The sequence below is a fragment of the Streptomyces sp. Root1310 genome, from assembly GCF_001426425.1.
GTDB lineage: Bacteria > Actinomycetota > Actinomycetes > Streptomycetales > Streptomycetaceae > Streptomyces.
This window is the reverse complement of record NZ_LMEQ01000001.1, coordinates 1103694-1123675: the sequence shown is the minus strand read 5'-3', so window position 1 is coordinate 1123675 and position 19982 is coordinate 1103694. Positions and strand designations below refer to the sequence as shown.

The 19982-nt window shown below is 69.9% G+C and carries 15 protein-coding genes; 14 read left to right on the top strand and 1 reads right to left on the bottom strand.

All coding sequences use genetic code 11. From position 1 onward, the window contains the following. The first annotated feature begins 97 nt into the window (after nt 1-97). From ASD48_RS04920 to ASD48_RS04870, 11 genes are all read left to right on the top strand, one after another. A complete protein-coding gene (locus tag ASD48_RS04920) occupies nt 98-2722 on the top strand; it encodes a valine--tRNA ligase (protein ID WP_057600081.1) in 2625 nt (874 codons plus the stop codon). A gap of 105 nt (nt 2723-2827) precedes the next feature. Beyond that, nucleotides 2828-4351 (top strand): folylpolyglutamate synthase/dihydrofolate synthase family protein, encoded by a 1524-nt coding sequence (locus tag ASD48_RS04915; RefSeq protein WP_057600080.1) that lies wholly within the window; start codon nt 2828-2830, stop codon nt 4349-4351. An 8-nt stretch (nt 4352-4359) separates the two neighbouring features. Continuing rightward, the gene (locus ASD48_RS04910) at nt 4360-4725 is read left to right on the top strand and encodes a DUF4233 domain-containing protein (RefSeq protein WP_057600079.1); all 366 of its coding nucleotides are present in this window, start codon (nt 4360-4362) and stop codon (nt 4723-4725) included. Nucleotides 4726-4808: 83 nt separating this feature from the next. Then, complete coding sequence (gene ndk / locus ASD48_RS04905) at nt 4809-5222, top strand: nucleoside-diphosphate kinase (RefSeq protein WP_057600078.1); 414 nt, start codon at nt 4809-4811, stop codon at nt 5220-5222. Nucleotides 5223-5454: 232 nt separating this feature from the next. Then, nucleotides 5455-6474 (top strand): rod shape-determining protein, encoded by a 1020-nt coding sequence (locus ASD48_RS04900; RefSeq protein ID WP_020127820.1) that lies wholly within the window; start codon nt 5455-5457, stop codon nt 6472-6474. Between the two features lie 181 nt (nt 6475-6655). Beyond that, nucleotides 6656-7594 carry a rod shape-determining protein MreC gene (gene mreC, locus ASD48_RS04895; RefSeq protein WP_057600077.1) on the top strand — a complete coding sequence of 313 codons (939 nt, stop codon included), beginning with the start codon at nt 6656-6658 and terminating at the stop codon, nt 7592-7594. Between the two features lie 15 nt (nt 7595-7609). Beyond that, nucleotides 7610-8281 (top strand): rod shape-determining protein MreD, encoded by a 672-nt coding sequence (gene mreD, locus ASD48_RS04890; protein ID WP_057600076.1) that lies wholly within the window; start codon nt 7610-7612, stop codon nt 8279-8281. A 154-nt stretch (nt 8282-8435) separates the two neighbouring features. Then, nucleotides 8436-10685 (top strand): penicillin-binding protein 2, encoded by a 2250-nt coding sequence (mrdA, locus tag ASD48_RS04885; RefSeq protein WP_057600075.1) that lies wholly within the window; start codon nt 8436-8438, stop codon nt 10683-10685. Continuing rightward, entirely contained in the window at nt 10682-11881 is a 1200-nt protein-coding gene (rodA, locus tag ASD48_RS04880; protein WP_057600074.1) for a rod shape-determining protein RodA, read from the top strand. Before mrdA ends, rodA begins: the two co-directional genes overlap by 4 nt. A gap of 103 nt (nt 11882-11984) precedes the next feature. Next, nucleotides 11985-13490, top strand: coding sequence for a CYTH and CHAD domain-containing protein (locus ASD48_RS04875; protein WP_057600073.1), 1506 nt, complete (start codon nt 11985-11987; stop codon nt 13488-13490). 91 nt (nt 13491-13581) lie between these two features. Then, complete coding sequence (locus tag ASD48_RS04870) at nt 13582-15531, top strand: TIGR03960 family B12-binding radical SAM protein (protein WP_057600072.1); 1950 nt, start codon at nt 13582-13584, stop codon at nt 15529-15531. A gap of 74 nt (nt 15532-15605) precedes the next feature. Here the strand turns inward: ASD48_RS04870 and ASD48_RS44120 are convergent, their stop codons facing one another. Next, a complete protein-coding gene (locus ASD48_RS44120) occupies nt 15606-16385 on the bottom strand; it encodes a hypothetical protein (RefSeq protein ID WP_057600071.1) in 780 nt (259 codons plus the stop codon). Nucleotides 16386-16584: 199 nt separating this feature from the next. Between ASD48_RS44120 and ASD48_RS04860 the strand changes: the two genes are divergently transcribed. From ASD48_RS04860 to ASD48_RS04850, 3 genes are all read left to right on the top strand, one after another. Continuing rightward, the gene (locus tag ASD48_RS04860; RefSeq protein ID WP_057600070.1) at nt 16585-17736 is read left to right on the top strand and encodes a glycosyltransferase; all 1152 of its coding nucleotides are present in this window, start codon (nt 16585-16587) and stop codon (nt 17734-17736) included. 61 nt (nt 17737-17797) lie between these two features. After that, nucleotides 17798-18940, top strand: coding sequence for a hypothetical protein (locus tag ASD48_RS04855; RefSeq protein WP_057600069.1), 1143 nt, complete (start codon nt 17798-17800; stop codon nt 18938-18940). Nucleotides 18941-18988: 48 nt separating this feature from the next. Beyond that, complete coding sequence (locus ASD48_RS04850; RefSeq protein WP_057600068.1) at nt 18989-19753, top strand: TIGR03936 family radical SAM-associated protein; 765 nt, start codon at nt 18989-18991, stop codon at nt 19751-19753. Nucleotides 19754-19982 lie beyond the last annotated feature (229 nt).

Here is a 19982-nt window from a genome sequence, read left to right as displayed (position 1 = left end):
CCTGGCTCAAAGCCAACACCTGCACGGCAGCGGGGCCCCTACCGTTACAGAGCAAACACGTTTCGGGACGGCGCGGTGACACCCCTAAACTGACCCTGTGACCGAGAACGCTCAGCAGCAGCCATCAGCGCCCCACACCGAACTGCCGACCCAGTACGCGCCGGCCGACGTAGAGGGGCCGCTGTACGAGCGCTGGGTAGAGCGGGGCTACTTCGAGGCCGACGCGAAGAGCGAGAAGCCTCCGTACACGATCGTCATCCCGCCGCCGAACGTCACGGGCAGCCTGCACCTGGGGCACGCCTTCCAGCACACGCTCATGGACGCCCTGACCCGCCGCAAGCGCATGCAGGGCTACGAGGCGTTGTGGCTGCCGGGCATGGACCACGCCGGCATCGCCACCCAGAACAAGGTCGAGCAGCAGCTCGCCGAGGAGGGCAAGTCCCGCCACGACCTGGGCCGCGAGGAGTTCGTCGAGCGCGTGTGGCAGTGGAAGGAGGAGTACGGCGGCAAGATCCTCGGCCAGATGCGCCGGCTCGGCGACGGAGTCGCCTGGGACCGCGAGCGCTTCACCATGGACGAGGGCCTGTCCAAGGCCGTCCAGACCATCTTCAAGAAGCTCTACGACGACGAGCTGATCTACCGCGCCGAGCGCATCATCAACTGGTGTCCGCGCTGTCTGACGGCCATCTCGGACATCGAGGTCGAGTACCAGGAGGACGACGGCGAGCTCGTCTCCATCAAGTACGGCGAGGGCGAGGAGACGCTGGTCGTCGCCACCACCCGCGCCGAGACGATGCTCGGTGACACCGCCGTCGCCGTCCACCCCGACGACGAGCGCTACCGGCACCTCGTCGGCCGGCACATCAAGCTGCCGCTGACCGACCGCACCATCCCCGTCGTCGCCGACACCCACGTCGACCCCGAGTTCGGCACGGGCGCCGTCAAGGTCACCCCGGCCCACGACCCCAACGACTTCGCGATCGGCCGGCGCCACGGCCTGGAGTCGATCACGGTCATGGACGAGCGCGCGGTCATCACCGTCCACGGCCCGTTCGAGGGCCTCGACCGCTTCGAGGCGCGCTCCGCCATCGTCGCGGCGCTGCGCTCCCAGGGCCGGATCGTCGCCGAGAAGCGGCCGTACGCCCACAGCGTCGGCCACTGCTCGCGCTGCAAGACCACCGTCGAGCCACGCCTGTCCCTCCAGTGGTGGGTCAAGGTCGGCCCGCTGGCCCAGGCGGCCGGCGACGCGGTCCGTGACGGCCGGGTCAAGATCCACCCCGAGGACATGTCGAAGCGGTACTTCGACTGGGTCGACAACATGCACGACTGGTGCATCTCGCGCCAGTTGTGGTGGGGTCACCGCATCCCGGTCTGGTACGGCCCCGAGGGCGAGGTCGTCTGCGTCGGCCCCGACGAGGAGCCGCCGACGGGCGAGGGCTGGCGCCAGGACACCGACGTCCTCGACACCTGGTTCTCCTCCGGCCTGTGGCCCTTCTCCACGCTCGGCTGGCCCGAACAGACGGCCGACCTGCGGAAGTTCTATCCGACCGACGTCCTCCTCACCGGCCACGACATCATCTTCTTCTGGGTCGCCCGGATGATGATGTTCGGCCTGTACGCCATGGACGGCGAGGTCCCCTTCAAGACCATCGCCCTCACCGGCCTGGTCCGCGACGAGCGCGGCAAGAAGATGTCGAAGTCCTTCGGCAACGTCGTCGACCCGCTCGACTGGATGGACAAGTACGGCTCCGACGCCGTCCGCTTCACCCTGGCCCGCGGCGCCAACCCCGGCACGGACGTCCCGATCGGCGAGGACTGGGTCCAGGCGTCCCGGAACTTCGCCAACAAGATCTGGAACGCCACGCGCTTCGCGCTGATGAACGGCGCGACGGTCGAGGGCCCCCTCCCCAGCCCGTCCGAGATGGGGGCGACGGACCGCTGGATCCTCTCCCGTCTGAACCAGACGGTCGCCGAAGTGGACGCGCTCTACGAGGACTTCCAGTTCGCGAAGCTCTCCGACGCGCTGTTCCACTTCGCCTGGGACGAGGTCTTCGACTGGTACGTCGAGCTGTCCAAGACGACGTTCATGGCCGGCGGCGAGCCCGCGAAGGTCTCCGGCCGCGTCCTCGGCGAGGTCCTCGACGTCACCCTCAGGCTGCTGCACCCGGTGGTCCCGTTCGTCACCGAGACGCTGTGGACCACGCTCACCGGCGGCGAGTCCGTCGTCATCGCCGAGTGGCCCGAGGACAGCGGCTTCCGGGACGCGGGTGCCGAGCAGGAGATCCGGAGCCTGCAGTCCGTGATCACCGAGGTCCGCCGCTTCCGCGCCGACCAGGGCCTCCAGCCCGGCCAGCGGGTCCCGGCCCGGCTGACGCTCGACGGCACGGCGCTGGCGCCCCACGAGACCGCCATCCGCCAGCTCCTCCGCCTCCAGCCGGAGGGCGACGCCTTCTCGGCGACGGCGACGCTGCCGGTCGCGGGCGCCACGGTCGCGCTGGACCTGTCCGGCACCATCGACGTGGTCGCGGAGCGCAAGCGCCTGGCCAAGGACCTGGCGGCCGCCGAGAAGGAGAAGGCCCAGGCCGACGCCAAGCTCGGCAACGAGGCGTTCCTGGCGAAGGCCCCGGACAACGTGGTCGAGAAGATCCGCGCCCGCCTCGCCAAGGCGGACGAGGACATCGCCCGCATCCAGACCCAGCTGGAGCGTCTGCCGCAGGCGTAGCACCGACGGGCGCCCTGCGAGGCCCGACGACGAAGGCCCCCGGGACCGATACGGTTCCGGGGGCCTTCGCCCACGTCTGTCACCGGCCGTCCGTAGACTGGCCCCGTGAGCGAGCTCCCCCCGAACGGCAACCAAGACGACCTGCCCGACCCCCTCGATCCCTTCGACGAGATCATCGCGGAGGAGACCGACCGCGACCCCGATCTCGCGGTCATCGAAGCCGGCAGCCGCACCCTCCGCACCCAGGGCGGCGCGCCGCAGGCCGATGTGCCCACGCGTCCCGAGGACCCCGAGGTCGACAAGGCCCTGCGCGAGGTCGAGGCGGAGCTGGCCACCCGCTGGGGCGAGACCAAGCTGGAGCCCTCCGTCGACCGCATCGCCGCGCTGATGGACGTGCTGGGGGACCCGCAGCGGTCGTACCCGTCGATCCACATCACCGGGACCAACGGCAAGACCTCCACCGCCCGCATGGTCGAGGCCCTGCTGGGCGCCTTCGACCTGCGCACGGGCCGGTACACCTCCCCGCACGTCCAGTCGATCACCGAGCGGATCAGCCTGGACGGCGCGCCGATCTCCGCCGAGCGGTTCATCGAGACGTACGAGGACATCAAGGCGTACGTCGAGATGGTCGACGGCATGCAGGAGTACCGGCTGTCCTTCTTCGAGGTGCTCACCGGCATGGCGTACGCCGCCTTCTCGGACGCGCCGGTCGACGTCGCCGTCGTGGAGGTGGGGATGGGCGGCTCGTGGGACGCGACCAACGTGATCGACGGTGACGTCGCCGTCGTGACGCCCATCGACCTGGACCACACCGACCGGCTCGGGGAGACGACCGCCGAGATCGCCGCCGAGAAGAGCGGGATCATCAAGCCGGACGCCACCGTCATCCTGGCCCAGCAGCCCGTCGACGCGGCCCAGGTGCTGCTGAAGAAGGCCGTCGAGGTCGACGCGACCGTGGCCCGGGAGGGGCTGGAGTTCGGGGTCGTCGCCCGCCAGGTCGCCGTCGGCGGACAGATGGTCACCCTGCGCGGCCTGGGCGGCGAGTACCCCGAGGTGTACCTGCCCCTGCACGGCCCCTACCAGGCGCACAACGCGGCCGTGGCGCTCGCCGCCGTGGAGGCGTTCTTCGGCGTCGGCTCCCAGCGACCCGAGCCGCTCGACATCGACACGGTCCGCAAGGCCTTCGCGGCCGTCTCCTCGCCGGGCCGCCTCGAAGTCGTACGGCGTTCCCCGACCGTGGTCCTCGACGCCGCCCACAATCCGGCCGGCGCGCGGGCCACCGCCGAGGCCGTCGGCGAGGCCTTCGACTTCAGCCGGCTGATCGGTGTGGTCGGGGCCAGCGGCGACAAGAACGTGCGGGGGCTGCTGGAGGCCTTCGAGCCGATCTTCGCGGAGGTCGTCGTCACCCAGAACTCCAGCCATCGCGCGATGGACGCCGACGAACTGGCCGCGATCGCCGTCGAGGTGTTCGGCGACGACCGCGTCCAGGTCGAGCCGAGGCTGCCCGACGCTCTGGAGGCGGCGGTCACGCTCGCCGAGGAGGAGGGCGAGTTCGCGGGCGGCGCGGTGCTGGTCACCGGTTCCGTCATCACGGTCGGCGAGGCCCGGCTGCTTCTCGGAAAGGGCTGAGGTCCCCCATGCGTACGCTCTGCTCCTCGACTCTGATCGGCGAGTTCTTCGTCATCGGCTTTGCCGGTCTGGTCGCCATGAAGGACGGCGACCTGTCCACCGCCACGGTGTGGACGGTGTGCGGCATCGCCATGTTCCTCAGCGTGCTGCTGTGCGGCATGGTCACCCGGCCCGGGGGCGTCGCCCTCGGCTGGGCGCTCCAGATCGCCCTCGTCGCGTCCGGCTTCTTCGTCCCGATCATGTTCTTCCTGGGGGTGCTCTTCGCGGCCCTGTGGTGGGCGTCCGTGCACTTCGGGCGGAAGGTCGACGAGGCGAAGGCGCGCTTCGCGGCACAGGCCGACGCAGCCTCTCCGGATACCGCTGACGCTGCGTAACAGGTGCCGGGACACGCCCTGTAACCTCATCCCACCGCACACACCGGCATGAGAAACACACCGGCCGTAGAAGGAGTCACCTCGTGAGCCAGCGCACCCTCGTCCTGCTCAAGCCCGACGCCGTCCGTCGTGGCCTGACCGGCGAGATCATCAGCCGTATCGAACGTAAGGCCGGCTGGCAGATCACCGCGCTGGAGCTGCGCACCCTGGACCAGGACACGCTGGAGCAGCACTACGGCGAGCACAAGGGCAAGCCCTTCTACGAGCCGCTGGTGGAGTTCATGGCCTCCGGTCCGGTCGTCGCGCTGATCGTCGAGGGCGACCGGGTCATCGAGGGCGTGCGCGCGCTCGCGGGTCCGACCGACCCGATCGCCGCGGCCCCCGGTTCCATCCGCGGCGACTACGGTGTGATCGTTCGCGAGAACCTGATCCACGCCTCCGACTCCGAGGAGTCCGCCGCGCGTGAGGTGAAGATCTTCTTCCCCGGTCGAGCCTGATCCGACGGCGTCCGGAGCGGTCTGAAGCGGGCGATCGAGGGAACGTGAGCCCCCGAACGCCCGTCTCCAGAAGCGAACCCTCACAGCATCTGCAAACAATGGCGGAGACCGCTCCGCAGTGTTCGTGCAGGCGCGTTTACGATGGAAGCCTTCACGTCACAGCACCCACCTCGCCGACCTGATAAGCCCTCAAAGCTCATGGAAGGCCAGTCGAATCCTGATGGGGAACTCAATGTCGTTCATCGGCCGTGACATGGCTGTCGACCTCGGGACCGCCAACACGCTGGTGTACGTCAGGGGTCGCGGGATCGTACTCAACGAGCCGTCCGTCGTCGCGATCAACACCAACACCGGTGGCATCCTCGCGGTCGGCGCCGAAGCGAAGAAGATGATCGGGCGCACCCCCGGCAACATCGTTGCCGTGCGTCCGCTGAAGGACGGCGTGATCGCCGACTTCGAGATCACCGAGCGGATGCTCCGCTACTTCATCCTGAAGATCCACAAGCGGCGGTATCTGGCTCGTCCGCGGGTCGTCGTCTGTGTGCCCTCGGGCATCACGGGTGTCGAGCGCCGCGCCGTCATCGAGGCGTCGACCCAGGCCGGCGCCCGTCAGGTGCACATCATCGAGGAGCCCATGGCCGCGGCCATCGGTTCCGGCCTGCCGGTCCACGAGGCCACGGGCAACATGGTGGTGGACATCGGCGGCGGCACCACGGAGGTCGCGGTCATCTCGCTCGGCGGCATCGTCACCGCCCAGTCCATCCGCGTCGCGGGCGATGAACTGGACAACGCGATCATCCAGCACATCAAGAAGGAGTACAGCCTCCTCCTCGGTGAGCGGACGGCCGAACAGATCAAGATCACGATCGGTTCGGCCTACGACCTCGACGACGACCAGCACACCGAAATCCGCGGCCGGGATCTCGTGTCCGGGCTGCCCAAGACCGTGGTCATCTCCGCCGCCGAGGTGCGCAAGGCGATCGAGGAACCCGTCAACGCGATCGTCGACGCCGTGAAGACCACGCTCGACAAGTGCCCGCCGGAGCTGTCCGGCGACATCATGGACCGAGGAATCGTTCTGACCGGCGGCGGAGCCCTGCTGCGCGGTCTGGACGAGCGGCTGCGCCGGGAGACCGGCATGCCCATCCACATCGCCGAGGACCCGCTGGACAGCGTGGCGCTCGGCTCCGGAAAGTGCGTCGAGGAGTTCGAGGCGCTCCAGCAGGTCCTGGACGCCGCGCCCCGCAGATGACGTAACGCTTCGATTCCGCCGTACGGGATGATCTCCTCTCGTGCGGCGGATCGTTGATATCGAGGCATAAGCTCCCACAAAGCGCCCTTGGTCATCTTGGCCCGGGGCTACCCCAATTCCAGATCCTGCTTCCTGATTCCTGTTCTTGGTTTTTTCTCGAGGAAGGGCACGGCCGCCGCACGTGAGGGACACACGAGAGAGCCGGCTGCTCCTGGTGCTGCTGATCGCCGTAGCGTTCGCGCTGATCACGGTGGACATCCGGGGTGGGGAGGACTCCCCGGTCGACGGTGCCCGGCAGGCCGCGGCCGCGGCCTTCGGTCCGATCGAGAACGGCGTGTCGTCGGCGGTGGACCCCGTCGGCAACGCCGTGTCCGCCGTCCGGGACTCCGGTGAACGCCATGACCGGCTCACCGACCTGGAGAAGGAGAACGCGGCTCTCAAGGCGAAGCTCGGCAGCGACGACCGCAACCGCAGCCGGCTGGCGCAGCTCGACAAGATGCTGAAGATCGCCGGCACGGGCCAGTACGGCATCAAGGGCGCCGAGGTCATCGCGATAGGAGCGGCCCAGGGCTTCTCCTGGACCATCACCATCGACGTCGGCGCGAACGACGGCGTCAAGCGCGACATGACGGTCCTCAACGGGGACGGTCTGGTCGGGCGGGTCACCACCGTCGGGCCCGACACCGCGACCGTCCTCCTGGCCAGCGACCCCGACTTCACCGTCGGCACCCGGATGGAGGCGTCCGACGAGCTGGGCTTCGCCTCCGGACAGGGCGACCGGCCGCTGCGCGTCGAACTCCTCAACGGCAAGGCCGAGGTGAAGAAGGGCGACCGGCTGGTCACCTTCGGCTCGCAGGCCGACAAGCCCTTCGTACCCGGCGTCCCCGTCGGCGTCGTCTCCCGCGTCGACCCCTCCGGCGGCGACCTCACCCGCACCCTCTACGTCACGCCGTACGTCAGCTTCACCCAGCTCGACATCGTGGGCGTGGTCGTCGAGGCTCCGAAGAAGGATCCGCGCGACACCGTGCTCCCCTCGAAGCCCAAACCGGTCCCCACGCCGACGGTGACCGTGACGGTCACTCCGAACGCGAACGCACCCGTAGACGGCCAGCAGCAGTAGGAGCTGACAATCCCCATGCGCGTCAACCGGATCCTGCTCTCCGTCCCGCTGGTCGTCGTCGCCCTGGTGATCCAGGTGAGCGTCCTCGCCCGCCTCCACCTCCCCGGCGCCGTCCCCGACCTCCTCCTGCTCACCGTGCTGGGCCTCGCCATGGTCTACGGCCATGTCGGCGGTGCCCTCATCGGCTTCGGCGCCGGTCTGCTCGCCGACCTCGCGCCGCCCGCCGACCACGCCGCCGGGCGGTACGCCCTCGTGCTGTGTGTGATCGGCTACCTCGCCGGGCTCGTCAAGCCCGAGAGCGGGCAGATCAAGTCGGCCACCGGCCCGATGGTCGTGGTCGTCGGGGCCGCGATCGGCTCCACCCTGCTGTACGCCGGGGTGGGCGCCCTCGTCGGTGACACCGCCGCCCGCCATGTCGGCCTCACCGGGCTGCTGTTCACGGCCGGCCTGTACGACCTGCTGCTGGCCCCGTTCATCGTCCCCGCGGTCATGTTCCTGGCGCGCCGCGCCGACAACGACCCGCTCGCGGAGACCAACTCCGCCGCGAAGAGCCCGGACATCTCCTCGGGCTGGCTCTCCTCCGGGACGGGTCTCAGGATCGGCGGGCAGCGCAACGGGCTGAAGCTGAAGGCGGCCCGCTCGCGCGGGGCGCGCGCCGGCCGGATCAAGGGGGTCAAGCGGCTGTGAGCGCGGGCGCCCGGGCGCGGAGCGCGCCAGTCGAAGGATCACCCGAACGGGGAGCTTCCGGCGGAACGAGCCCTCACAGGCTGATCGTTCATCATTCGTCAGCGCGCACCTGTTCGCGCGCCGACTCCGCGTGCGGAGAGGGGGAGGCACCGCAGTGACCAACATTCCCGAGACCGGTCGGACCCCACGGGTCCAGATCAGGCTCGTCGTGATCCAGATCCTCGTCCTCTCCCTGCTCGGCACCCTCGGCGGCCGCCTGTGGTACCTCCAGATCCGGGAGGGCGCGGAGTACGCCAAGGAGGCCTCCGGCAACCACGTCCAGCAGGTCGTCGAGCCCGCCGTGCGCGGCTCGATCCTGGACGCGCGCGGGGTGGCCCTCGCCGACAACGAGACGCGGCTGGTGGTCTCCGCCTCCCGCACGGACCTGCTGAAGCAGAAGGACGACGGCAAGGCGGTCCTGGCCAAGCTCGCGGGCGTCCTCGGCATGAGCGCGGAGGAGGTCGAGCAGAAGGTCCGGCTCTGCGACGCGAAGACCCCCCAGCCCTGCTGGAACGGCTCGCCCTACCAGCCGATCCCGATCACCGACGAGGCCACCGCCAAGCAGGCCCTCCAGATCCGCGAGCGCGCCGAGGACTTCCCCGGCATCACCGCCGAGCCCGAGGCCGTTCGCCGTTACGCGGCCCCCGGGAACGCCAACACCGCCCAGGTGCTCGGTTACCTCTCGCCGGTGACGGACGACGAGATCACCAAGGCCCAGGACACCGACTCGCCCTATCTGCGTTCCGACCAGGTCGGCCGCAGCGGCCTTGAGCGCCAGTACGACAAGCAGCTGCGCGGCAAGGCCGGCGTCACCCGCTACGAGGTGGACAACCTCGGCCGGGTCATCGGCCAGGCCGAGGCGGACGCGGCCCAGCCCGGCTCCAACCTCGTCACCAGCATCGACGCCCGCGTCCAGCGGGTCGCCGAGTACGAGCTGAACAACGCGATGAAGATCGCCCGCACCCAGTTCGACAAGATCACCGGCGAGAACTACAAGGCCGACTCCGGAGCGGTCGTGGTGATGGAGGCCAAGACCGGCCGTGTCGTCGCCATGGCGTCCGCCCCGGCCTACGACCCCAACGTCTGGGTCGGCGGCATCTCCGCCAAGGACTACAAGAAGCTCACCGGGAAGAACTCCGACTACCCGCTGCTGAACCGGGCCATACAGGGTCAGTCCGCGCCTGGTTCGACCTTCAAGGTGGTCTCCACGGCCGCCGCGGTCGAGGCGGGCTACGAGTGGGACGGCGGCTACCCGTGCACCAGCTCGTACTCGGTGGGCGGCCAGGTCTTCAAGAACTTCGAGGGCGAGAGCTTCGGCCCCATCTCGCTCGGCCGGGCTCTGGAGGTCTCCTGCGACACCGTCTTCTACGGTCTGGCGGACCGGGAGTGGAAGAAGGACGGCGGCATCAACCCGGCGAAGGGTGAGCCCAAGGACTACTTCTACAAGGCCGCCCACCAGTTCGGTCTGGGCAAGGTGACCGGCATCGACCTGCCCAACGAGGTCACCGGCCGGGTCCCGGACCGCCAGTGGAAGGAGTCCTACTGGAAGGCCAACAAGGACTCCTGGTGCAAGTACGGCAAGAAGGACGGCAGTTACGTCGAGAAGATCGCCTACGAGAACTGCCTCGAGGGCAACAAGATGCGCGAGGGCGACTCGATCAACTACTCCATCGGCCAGGGCGACACCCTCGTCACGCCGATCCAGGAGGCCGTGATCTACGGGGCGCTCGCCAACGGCGGCACGATGTACACCCCGACCATCGGCAAGGCGATCGTCAGCGCCGACGGCAAGACCGTCCAGGAGATCAAGCCCAAGGTCCAGGGCAAGCTGCCGGTCGACAAGGCGACGATCAAGGGCATGGACGCCGCGCTGGAGGGCGTGGTCACCCGCGGTACCGCCGCCTGGAAGTTCGGCGGCTGGCCGCAGGAGGAGATCCCGCTGCACGCCAAGACCGGTACCGCGGAGGTCTACGGCAAGCAGACGACGTCCTGGCTCGCCACGTACAGCAAGGACTACACGGTCGTCATGACGATCGCTCAGGCCGGTACCGGTTCGGGCGCCTCCGGTGAGGCCGTGCGGCACATCTACAACGCGATGTACGGCGTCGCCGACGACGGCAAGATCGACAAGAAGAACGCCCTGCTGCCCACCCCGCAGACCAGCCTGCCGAAGGTCCAGGCGGACGGCACGATCAAGGCCCCGAAGGTCTCCAAGGACCCGGCGAAGGAGCAGCGCGTCAGCCAGCAGGGCGCGCCGGAGCAGGACGAGACGCAGCCGGCGGGCACCGTGCAGCAGAACACGAGCACCAACCGCGACACCCGCAGGCGACGGCGGAAGAGGGGAAGCCGGAGGATGTGCACATGAGCGGCGCGAACGGTTTCTCCGTCTCCGGATACGGGCCCGAGCGGGCCGGCTGGACCCGGGTCTTCGCCCGTGACTCGCTGGCCCGGCGGCTGGACTGGCCGATACTGATGTCGGCGATCGCCCTGTCGCTGATCGGCTCGCTCCTGGTCTACTCGGCGACCCGCAACCGCACCGAGATCAACCAGGGCGACCCGTACTACTTCCTCGTCCGGCACCTGATGAACACCGGCATCGGCATGTGCCTGATGATCGGCACGATCTGGCTCGGCCACCGCACCCTGCGCAACGCGGTGCCGGTCCTCTACGGCCTCTCGCTCATGGGGATCCTGGCGGTGCTGACACCGCTGGGCTCGACGGTCAACGGCGCGCACTCCTGGATCGTGGTCGGCGGCGGTTTCTCGCTCCAGCCCTCGGAGTTCGTGAAGATCACGATCATCCTGGGCATGGCGATGCTGCTCGCGGCGCGGGTCGACGCCGGCGACAAGCTCTACCCCGACCACCGCACGGTGCTCCAGGCCCTCGGGCTCGCGGCCGTCCCCATGCTGATCGTGATGCTGATGCCCGACCTCGGGTCCGTCATGGTCATGGTGATGATCGTGCTGGGCGTGCTGCTGGCCTCCGGCGCCTCCAACCGCTGGGTCTTCGGACTGCTCGGCGCGGGCGCGGCCGGCGCGATCGCCGTCTGGCAGCTGCACATCCTGGACGACTACCAGATCGCCCGGTTCGCCGCCTTCGCCAACCCCAGCCTCGATCCCGCGGGCGTCGGCTACAACACCAACCAGGCGCGGATCGCGATCGGCTCCGGCGGCCTCACCGGCGCCGGGCTGTTCCACGGCTCACAGACGACCGGCCAGTTCGTCCCGGAGCAGCAGACGGACTTCGTCTTCACCGTCGCGGGCGAGGAACTGGGCTTCATGGGCGCGGGCCTGATCATCGTCCTGCTCGGGGTGATCCTCTGGCGTGCCAGCCGTATAGCGCGTGAGACCACGGAGCTGTACGGCACGATCGTCGCCGCGGGCATCGTGGCCTGGTTCGCCTTCCAGTCCTTCGAGAACATCGGGATGACCCTGGGGATCATGCCGGTGACGGGTCTGCCGCTGCCGTTCGTGTCCTACGGCGGCACGTCGATGTTCGCGGTGTGGGTGGCGTTGGGGCTGCTCCAGTCCATCCGGGTGCAGCGGCCCATGTCGGCGTAGGAGGCGCGGGACAGCGTCAGACCTCCGGTTTTCCCCTGGTCGGGTCGCGATTCGGCTTCGGTGCACACTGCCGTTCGGGCCCGACTCCGACTAGGTTCGATTCATGACGGAGACGAAACGCGAGATCGAGCGCAAGTACGAATCCGATGAGAGCGGGCTGCCCGACCTGACCGGTGTCGCCGGGGTCGCGTCCGTTCTCGACAAGGGCGTCACCGAGCTGGACGCGACCTATTACGACACCTCCGACCTGCGCCTGGCCTCGGCCTCGATCACCCTGCGTCGCCGCACCGGGGGCGCCGACGCCGGCTGGCACCTGAAGCTGCCGGTGGGGCCCGGCGTCCGGGACGAGATCAGGGCGCCGCTCTCCGACGCCGTACCCGACGAGCTCGCCGGGCTGGTCCGCTCCCGCATCCGGGAGGGACAGCTCGTGCCCGTGGTGCGGCTGCGTTCCAGCCGGGACATCCGTGAACTCGTCGACGCGCAGGGCCGGCTGCTCGCCGAGGCGAGCGTGGACGCCGTCACCGCGGACCGGAAGTTCGGCGGCGAGGGCAGCGCCCAGTGGACCGAGATCGAGGTGGAGCTCGCCGACGGCGGCGATCCGGTCCTGCTCGACAAGGTGGAGAAGCGGCTGCGCAAGGCGGGCGTACGGCCGTCGAAGTCGGCGTCGAAGCTGGCGCGGGCGCTGGCGGAGACGAAGGGCGGGCACCCGCGGCCGAAGGACAAGGGTCCCGCCGAGCCCGTCACCGCCGGCGATCACGTCCTGGCGTACATCCGTGCCCAGCGGGACGCGATCGTGGAGCTGGACCCGGCCGTGCGCCGGGACGCCGAGGAGTCGATCCACGACATGCGGGTCGCCACCCGCAGGCTGCGCAGCACGTTCCGCTCCTTCCGCAAGGTCCTCGACCGGGAGGTCACCGACCCGATCGCCGCCGAACTGAAATGGCTGGCCGGGGAGCTGGGCGTGGGCCGCGACCACGAGGTGCTGGCCGCGCGGCTGGACGCGGCCCTCGACGAACTGCCGTCCACCCTGGTCTCCGGCCCGATCCACGACCGGCTGCGCACCTGGGCCAAGGCCGGGGAGCACGGGTCCCGCCGCCGGCTGCTCGGTGTACTCGACTCCCAGCGCTATCTGACGCTCCTCGACAGCCTGGACGCCGTGGTCACCGACCCGCCGACGCTGAAGGCGGCCGGCAAGAAGCCGGACAAGGTGCTCGCCAAGGCCGTACGCAAGGACTTCGGGAAGGTGTCCGCGCTGGTCGAGGAGGCCATGGAGCAGGAACCGGGTACCGACCGCGATCTCGCGCTGCACGAGGCCCGCAAGAAGGCCAAGCGGACGCGGTACGCGGCCGAGACGGCCGGCCCGGCCCTCGGCGGCGCGGCCAAGACGCTGGTCAAGTCCATGAAGTCGCTCCAGAGCCTGCTCGGCGACCACCAGGACAGCGTCATGGCCCGCACCACCCTGCGGGAGCTGTCCGCGGTGGCGCACGCGGCGGGGGAGAGCGCCTTCACGTACGGCGTGCTGTACGCCCGTGAGGAGCGGCGCGCGGAGCGGGTCGAGGAGGCCATGCCGGCGGAGTGGAAGAGGACCAAGGGGGCGATGGAGGTCTAGCGCCGGGACCTTCGCGGGCGGGGGAGTCCGCCGAGCGGGTTACGCTTGATGGTCACCCCTGTCCCCGCCAGCTCACGAAGGTAATGCCGCGATGTCTGTCGAGTCGGTCTTCCCGCAGCTAGAAGCCTTGCTCCCGCATGTGCAGAAGCCGATCCAGTACGTGGGCGGCGAGCTCAACTCCACCGTCAAGCCCTGGGAGTCCTGCGACGTCCGCTGGGCGCTCATGTACCCGGACGCCTACGAGGTCGGGCTGCCCAACCAGGGCGTCATGATCCTCTACGAGGTGCTGAACGAGCAGGAGGGGGTCCTGGCCGAGCGCACGTACAGCGTGTGGCCGGACCTGGAGGCGCTGATGCGGGAGCACTCGGTCCCGCAGTTCACCGTGGACGGCCACCGCCCGGTGAAGGCCTTCGACGTGTTCGGACTGTCCTTCTCCACGGAGCTGGGCTACACGAACATGCTCACGGCGCTGGACCTCGCGGGTATCCCGCTGGAGTCCAAGGACCGCGGCCTCGACGACCCGATCGTGCTGGCGGGCGGTCACGCGGCCTTCAACCCCGAGCCGATCGCCGACTTCATCGACGCGGCGGTCATCGGCGACGGCGAGCAGGCCGTGCTGGACATGACGAAGATCATCCGCGAGTGGAAGGCGGAGGGCCGGCCGGGCGGCCGCGAGGAGGTCCTCTTCCGTCTCGCGAAGACGGGCGCGGTGTACATCCCGCGGTTCTACGACGTGGAGTACCTGCCCGACGGCCGGATCGCCCGTGTGGTGCCGAACAAGTCGGGCGTTCCGTGGCGCGTGTCGAAGCACACGGTCATGGACCTCGACGAGTGGCCCTACCCCAAGCAGCCGCTGGTCCCGCTCGCCGAGACGGTGCACGAGCGGATGTCGGTGGAGATCTTCCGCGGCTGCACCCGCGGCTGCCGTTTCTGCCAGGCCGGCATGATCACGCGTCCGGTGCGCGAGCGGTCGATCACCGGTATCGGCGACATGGTCGAGAAGGGCCTGAAGGCGACCGGGTTCGAGGAGGTCGGCCTGCTCTCGCTGTCGAGCGCCGACCACAGCGAGATCGGCGAGGTCGCGAAGGGCCTCGCGGACCGCTACGAGGAGGACAAGATCGGCCTGTCCCTCCCCTCCACCCGCGTGGACGCCTTCAACGTGGACCTGGCGAACGAGCTGACCCGCAACGGCCGCCGGTCCGGTCTGACCTTCGCCCCCGAGGGCGGCTCGGAGCGCATGCGCAAGGTCATCAACAAGATGGTCTCCGAGGAGGACCTGATCCGGACGGTCTCCACCGCGTACGGCAACGGCTGGCGCCAGGTGAAGCTGTACTTCATGTGCGGTCTGCCGACGGAGACGGACGAGGACGTCCTGCAGATCGCCGACATGGCGATGAAGGTGATCGCCGAGGGCCGCAAGGTCTCCGGCCAGAACGACATCCGCTGCACGGTGTCGATCGGCGGGTTCGTGCCGAAGCCGCACACCCCGTTCCAGTGGGCGCCGCAGCTCTCCGCCGAGGAGACCGACGCGCGCCTGACGAAGCTGCGGGACAAGATCCGGGGCGACAAGAAGTACGGCCGCTCGATCGGCTTCCGCTACCACGACGGCAAGCCGGGCATCGTCGAGGGCCTCCTCTCGCGCGGCGACCGCCGTATCGGTGCCGTCATCCGGGCCGTCTACGAGGACGGCGGCCGCTTCGACGGCTGGCGCGAGCACTTCTCCTACGACCGCTGGATGGCCTGCGCCGACAAGACGCTGCCCGCCTTCGGCGTGGACGTCGACTGGTACACGACCCGCGAGAAGTCCTACGAGGAGGTCCTGCCCTGGGACCACCTGGACTCGGGCCTCGACAAGGACTGGCTCTGGGAGGACTGGCAGGACGCCCTCGACGAGACGGAGGTCGAGGACTGCCGCTGGACGCCCTGCTTCGACTGCGGGGTGTGCCCGGCGATGGACACCCACATCCAGATCGGCCCGACCGGCAAGAAGCTGCTGCCGTTGACGGTGAAGCAGCCGACGGGGAGCGCGCACGCGCACTGAGCCCGTCGTCGAGTGGGTCCCCCTTCCGATGGGAAGGGGGATCAGGGCCGTCTGTCGCGCTGCCGCCGTCGGCGTCAGAGGCGACGGTTGTTGTTGTTCCCCGGCTCCGGGGAGTTCAACGGCTGCCAGGCCAGGGTCGGGAGTGCGGGGTTGGGGCAGCTCAAGGTGGCCGCGGTGCCCGCGGTGTGGCTCTCCGTGCAGATGATCTCGAAGACCTGACCCGTGGTGGTCAGGATGTCGATCTTGATGCCCGCCAGGTCCTGGTTGCCCTGGCTGTGTTCGTTGATCGAGACGCCGCAGGCGAAGCCGGCCGCGCCGCCGTTCGGATACCCGGTCCTGTTGCTGAGGTCGGTCCACCTCAGGGTGTGGTCGAAGTTGGGACGGACATCACGGATGCCCGCGTACGTGACGGTGCCGCTCACCGCGCCACGGACCTCGTAGACCTGCTGGTCCTGGAAGGCGTCGATGTCGGCGCACGGCCCGGTGGCCCCCGTGGGACCCGGCCCGCCGTCGGTGCCGGTGGCTCCCGTCGCGCCGGTGGCTCCCGTGGGGCCGGTCGGTCCCGTCGGGCCGGTCGCGCCCTTGGGGCCCCGCGGGCCGGTGGGCCCCTGGCACTTGTCCTTGCCGCCGGCGGCCTCGGTCGCCCGGGGCTTGTGGTGCGCGGGCTTGCACTTGCCGCCCGCATCGGGGGCCTCGGCCCGTACCAGGCCGGTGACGCCACGCGCCGCCGCGGCGGCCGGGCTGATCACGCCGGCCGTCATGATCACGGCGAGCGAGGCCACCATGCCGGCCTGCTTGCATCTGTGTCGGGCCACCGGCCCGAGGAGGGAGTACGGTCCCCATTCGCGTCGCATGCACGTGCTCCTTGCGTCAACCGGTCCGGGCGCTCCCCGGGCCTGAGGGCGAGCTTGACCCGGGCGACGTGATTCGAGCGGTATATAAGGTCATAAACCTCATGTTTATTGACGTATCGGGCTAATCCATGCGTTCTGATGGGGTATTCCTCGCGTGGGACGGCCGGCCGGAGATCGGGCCTGTGTCACGTTGACGCCCGTGACGAACCAGACCCTGTGCCTGTGCATGATCGTCAAGGACGAGTCGCGCGTGATCGAACGCTGCCTGGAGTCCGTACGGCCCCTCATCGACCACTGGGTGATCTCCGACACCGGCTCGACCGACGGCACGCAGGATCTGATCCGCAAGGTGCTCGACGGCATCCCGGGCGAACTCCACGAGGAGCCCTGGGTCGACTTCGGGCACAACCGGACGCTGAACATCCGGCACGCCCGCGGCAAGGCCGGCTACCTGCTCACCCTCGACGCCGACCACGTGATGCGCCAGGACGCCCCGCTGCCCCGGCTGACCGCGGACTCGTACATGCTGCGGTACGACACCCCGGGCACCCAGCACCGCTTCAAACACCTCATGCGGGGCGACCTGGCCTGGCGCTACGAGGGCGTCACCCACGAGTACCCGTGCACCGACGGCCCCGACCGGCAGGAGAACCTGGACGCGCTCGTCATCGAGGACCACGCGGACGGCGGCTGCCGCAGCGACAAGTTCGAGCGCGACGCGCGCCTGCTGCGGGGCGAGTTGGAGCGCGACCCCACCAACGCGCGCACGGTCTTCTATCTCGCCAACACTGAACGCGACCTGGGCCACGCGGACGAGGCGATCGCCCTGTACGAGCGGCGTGCCGAGCTCGGCGGCTGGGGCGAGGAGGTCTACTGCTCGCTCCTGGAGGCCGGGATCCTGCGGGCGGAGAAGACCGACGACTGGCCCGGAGCCATGGACGCGTTCTCCCGCGCCTGGAATTCCCGCCCGACGCGCCTGGAGGCCGTCTACGAACTGGCCTCACGACTGCGCCTGAAGAGCCGCTACCACACCGCGTACGCCCTGCTCAGTGCGGTCGTCGGCAGGAGTGAACCCGACGACCTGCTCTTCACCCGGTCGTGGGTCTACCGGTGGGGCCTGCTCTTCGAGTTCTCCATCTGCGCCTACTGGGTCGGCGACCACCGGACCGCCGTCCGGGCGTGCGACACCCTGCTGGCGATGCCGGACCTGCCCGACGCCGTGCGCCGCCAGACGATGGCCAACCGCGAGTTCTCCGCGCCCCACGTCCAGGCCGTCCCCCGGCCGGCCGGCCCGGAACGCCGTCCGAAGGTGTCCCGGGCGGGGAAGGCGGCGCGGCCCCGGAAGAGGTAGCCCGCCCCTGACGCACCCTCAACAGCGCATCCACCGAGGTGGTTGTAGCGTCTACGTCGTTATGGACCTGGAGAAGCCGCCCGCCGGACAGCGCACCGGACAGCCCGCGCAGCCGCCTGTGCGGGCGCCCGAGGGGTGCCTCGTGGTGGCCGTCCGGCTGCCCGTGCGGATCGTCGTGCTCGTGCTGGTCGTCCCGGTGCGGATGGTGTGGGACGCGCTCGTCGTCGTGGGGCGGCTCCTTCGGGACGCGGTGCTCCGGCCGCTGGGGCGAGCCCTGCTGTGGCTCGGGAAAGCGCTGCTCGTCTGGCCGCTGATCGGGCTGTGGCGATATGTCCTCGTCCCGGTGGGCAGGGCGCTCGGATGGCTCGTCCACGTGCTGCTCGTGGTGCCGGTGGTATGGGTCTACCGGCACGTCCTGACGCCGGCCGGGCACGGCATCGCGTGGCTCGCGCGCGGCATCGGGGCCGGTCTGGCGTGGGTGTACGCGCGCCTGCTGACGCCGGTCGGGCACGCGGGCCGTTGGCTGCTGAAGGGGATCGGGGTTCTTCTCGCCGCCGTCGGCGTCGGCGCGTACACCGTCGTGGCGTGGCTGCTGCGGTACCTCGTCGTCGTGCCTGCGGGCTGGGTCCACCGATGGGTCCTCGCGCCGGCCGGTCGGGCGATCGCCTGGTGCGCCCGCGGGGTGTGGCAGCTCCTGACACTGCTCGTCACCGGGATCGGCGCGGTCCTGTACTGGACCGCCCGGATCCTGGTCGTGCTGCCGGTGCTCGCGCTGTGGCGCTGGGTGCTCGCCCCCGTCGGCCGCTTCCTGGCGGTCGTCGCGCGGGAGGTGGGGGAGGCCCTCGGGCACGCCTGGCGGATCGCCGGACGGATCTCGCGGGCCGTCGGCCGGTTCCTCGGGACGCTCTTCCGGTGGATCTTCGTCGAGCCCGTGCGCTGGATGTACCGGAGCGTCCTCACCCCGGTCGGGCATGTCGTCCGGGACGCCGTGCTGCGTCCCGCCGCCCGCGCCGCGCGCAGTGTGGGACGGGCCACCCGGCAGACCCTGGCCGCCGCGCGGGAGACCGCCCGCCAGGCCCGCGCGGACGTGCGCCGGATGCTCTTCGGGGAGTCGCCGGAGCGGGAGGCGGTCGGCCGGCGGGAACCATCGGGGGCGGAGACACGTACTCTTGGTAGGAGTACGACCGCTCTCACGAAGGACTGAACGACACTGGGCAAGCGACAGCCCGAAGGCCCGCCGCCCGCACCCGCGGTGCAGCGCATCCGACTGCGCTACACCAAGCGCGGCCGCCTCCGGTTCACCAGCCACCGTGACTTCCAGCGCGCCTTCGAGCGTGCGCTGCGCCGTGCCGAGGTGCCGATGGCGTACTCGGCGGGGTTCACGCCGCATCCGAAGGTGTCGTACGCCAATGCCGCACCCACCGGCACGGGCAGTGAGGCGGAGTACCTGGAGATCGCGCTCACCGCGGCGCGTGATCCGGAGAAGCTGAGAATCCTCCTCGACGAGTCGCTGCCCACCGGGCTCGACATCGTCGACGCGGTCGAGGCCCGGACCTCGGGGCTCGCCGACCGGCTGACGGCCTCCGTATGGGAGCTGCGGCTGGACGGGGTGGACCCGGCCGACGCCGATCGCGCGGTGGAGGCCTTCAACAAGGCCGACGCCGTCGAGGTCCAGCGGATGGCCAAGAACGGCGTCCGAACCTTCGACGCCCGCGCCGCCGTCGTACAACTTGAGACGCACAGTGAACCCGCTGATAGGCCGACGGACCAGCCCTGTGCGATACTGCGCCTGGTTGTTCGGCACGTGACGCCTGCCGTACGACCCGACGACGTCCTGTCCGGTCTTCGCGCCGTGGCCGACCTGGCGCCGCCGGTCCCCGCTGCGGTGACCAGGCTGGCGCAGGGGCTGTTCGATGAAGAGACCGGCACGGTGACCGACCCGCTCGCACCCGACCGCGAGGCAGCTCAGGCCCCCACAACGGCCGAACCCGCTGCCGCCGCGAAGGCGCCCGCGTAGGGAAGTCCCGCGAAGGGACGGACGTCGTAGCGCCGCCCTCGTACTCGGGAGCCACCTGGGTCGGGCGGCAACCGACCAGAAGACTTTCGCCAGGCCGTACGCATTCGGCGTACGGAACCGGCGAGACAGGACACAGAGAGCTCCCGTGCGGCGCCCGCGCCCCGGACGGCGGCACCGCGCATCGCGCGAGCCGCGGACGTCAACGGCGATCGATCCCCCGTGATCGACG